Source organism: Rhodobaculum claviforme (genome assembly GCF_016653255.1).
GTDB lineage: Bacteria > Pseudomonadota > Alphaproteobacteria > Rhodobacterales > Rhodobacteraceae > Rhodobaculum > Rhodobaculum claviforme.
The window spans coordinates 1-2568 of sequence record NZ_NHSD01000207.1 but is presented as its reverse complement, the minus strand read 5'-3'; the positions used below and the strand labels follow the sequence as shown (position 1 = coordinate 2568).

Here is a 2568-nt window from a genome sequence, read left to right as displayed (position 1 = left end):
TATCCCGCTCAGCACACGTCGGTCGTCGACCCGCGGCTTGCCATGGCTCTTTGGAAAGAACGGTCGTAGCCGCGCCATCTGCGCGTCCGTCAGCCAGAACAGATTGCTCATCATGCCCCCCGTTGATTGAGGGCCGTGAATCACGCCAACCGGCGAGCCGCAAGCAGATCAATGGGTCCTGAGCCTAGGGTCAGGACCCATTGATGGGGGTCTAAGCTTCTGATTCACTGCTCGAAAAGCGAGCGGTGACATGAGCAATCTCTTCTGGCTGACGGATGCGCAGATGGCGCGCATCGAGCCCTACTTCCCAAAGTCCCACGGCAAGCCGCGGGTCGACGACCGGCGCCTACTTTCCGGGATAATCTTCATCAATCGCAATGGCTTGCGCTGGTGCGACGCGCCGAAGGAATACGGGCCGCACAAGACCCTCTACAATCGCTGGAAGCGCTGGAGCGAGAGGGGCGTGTTCGCCCGGATCCTCGCGGGACTGGCCGCCGAGGAGCCCGAGGAGAAGACGGCGATGATCGACGCGACCTATCTCAAGACGCACCGGACAGCGACCAGCCTGCGGGTGAAAAAGGGGGGCGTGGACGCCTGATCGGCCGCACCAAGGGCGGGATGAACACCAAGCTGCACGCCGTGACCGACAGCCAAGGGCGTCCGATCCAGTTCTCCCAACTTCGACAGTTAATCGCGTAGGTGATTGATATTGTTGACGCGCGATTGGCGTTTGTGTGACGACATCTGGCGTCAGGCGGGTTTGTGCAGGCTCAGGGCGTCGAAGAGGTCGAGTTGCTCCGGGGTGGTTGTGCTGGTGCCGTTGAAGGTGCGTGGGCCGATGTGGGCGGTGTGTTTCTGAATGCGAGCGAGGAGATCGAGCGCTGTTCGGGGGCTGGCGGCGTGGCCTTTCGCCTTCAGGCGCATGCGCATGACGCGGTAGAGGACAAGGGCGAGGAAGCAGATCAGCGCGTGGGCGCGGATGCGATCCGGCAGGCGGTGGTGGACTGGCGCGATCTCGATGTCGGATTTCAGCACGCGGAAGCCGCGCTCGATATCGGCCAGTGCCTTGTAGCGGGCGACGGCGTCGGCCGGGGCCAGGTCGGGTGCGTTGGTGATCAGCGCGAGCTTGCCGTCGAAGAGCTGCGCCTCGGCGACGGCCGCCTCGTCCACCGACCAGGAGAAGCGGTCGGCGGTGAAGTCGGGCTTGATGAAGCGGGTCATCTCGGCCTCGGCGACAGCCCGGCAGAACCTGCTGTAGGCACCGCGATCGGAGGCGCGCCGGCCCCTGGCGGTCTGTCCCTCGTCCTGGGCGTCGAGCTTCGCCACCATCTTCTCGGCCATCGTTTCAAGCTCGGCGATGCGGGATCGGCGGCGGGCGGTCTGCTCCTCGGCGCGCAGCGGGTCATGGGCGACGATCAGGCGGTGGCCGGCGAAGGTGGCCTCGGCGAGGCCCGCGTCGTCGAAGGTGAGGGCACGGAAGGTGTCCACCAGCTCGGCATAGCGGCGCGCCGGCACGGCCAGGATGAACTCCAGCCGGCGGTCACCCTTGTTGGCCAGCGCGGTCAGTTCATCGATGTTGTCGAGGCTCAGCAGCCCCCGGTCGGCGACGAGGATGACCCGCTGGATCGGGAAGCGCTCCAGCACGCTCGCCAGCATGGCCTGCAGCGTCTTCGTCTCGGCGACGTTGCCCGGATGCACCGTGTGCATGAGCGGCAGGCCATCGGCGGTCTGGACCACACCCAACACGAACTGCCGGGCGATGCCGCCGCGCTCCTTGTTCATACCGTAGGCGCGGAGATCGTCCTCGACCGTGCCCTCGCCGTGGATGCGTACCGTGGTCAGGTCATAGAAGACGACGGCCAGATCACGATCGACCAACGGCCGGATCTGGCGTGCCAGAGCGGCTTCGACGGCGTGGCCATGGTCCATGAGCGCGTTCATCGCGCGCAGAAGATGCTGGTGAGTGACGCCGTCGGGCATCGCCGGCATGGCGACCGTCTCCAGCCAGCGCAGACAGCCCAGCTTGCTCGTCGGATCGCACAGCCGGTTGAAGACCATGGCCCTGACCAACGCCTCGGCATCGATTTCCCTGCGTGAGGACCGCAACGCGCGCGTCAGCGCCGTGTCGATCCCGAGGTCCCGCCAGATTTCGTGGAGCGCAAAAACGTCGCCAAAGCTGCGGCCGGGCTCCTGGATGACCTCGGAGGCGGTATTCGCGGCCCGACCGACCGCCCGATTGAGCCCGTTGATCAGCGGATCCAGCCGCTCCGGCGTGATCTGGTCGAGGCGTCCGAGGTTGGCCACGACGCGGGTCCGCACCTTGCCGGCGTCGTTTCGGAACGACTCGACCAGCTGCAGATACTGGCGGCCTCCGGTCCTGGTGATGCGCGTATACATTCTGTGGCGACAGTACCTGTCTGATCGCCAGTGATCAATCTAGAAACATAAGACATCGTGTGACGACAAAGCTTGCTGTCAGTGCCGCATCGACCCCGCCCATCCCATTGAAAATACAGAACCGGGAAGAGTCCGGCCGCCAAAATTCGCCCGCGAACTGTCGAAGTTCGG

The 2568-nt window shown here is 65.0% G+C and carries 1 protein-coding gene and 2 pseudogenes; 1 reads left to right on the top strand and 2 read right to left on the bottom strand.

The features are described 5' to 3' along the window. Positions 1-111, bottom strand: a pseudogene (locus CCR87_RS07350) (IS5/IS1182 family transposase); the annotation flags it as partial. A 139-nt stretch (positions 112-250) separates the two neighbouring features. On the opposite strand from CCR87_RS07350, the pseudogene CCR87_RS07345 reads away from it, so the two are divergent. Then, positions 251-672, top strand: a pseudogene (locus CCR87_RS07345) (IS5 family transposase); the annotation flags it as partial. Between the two features lie 78 nt (positions 673-750). Here the strand turns inward: CCR87_RS07345 and CCR87_RS07340 are convergent. Then, positions 751-2397: an IS1634 family transposase gene (locus tag CCR87_RS07340; RefSeq protein WP_201156903.1), complete on the bottom strand. Its 1647-nt coding sequence runs from the start codon at positions 2395-2397 to the stop codon at positions 751-753. Positions 2398-2568 lie beyond the last annotated feature (171 nt).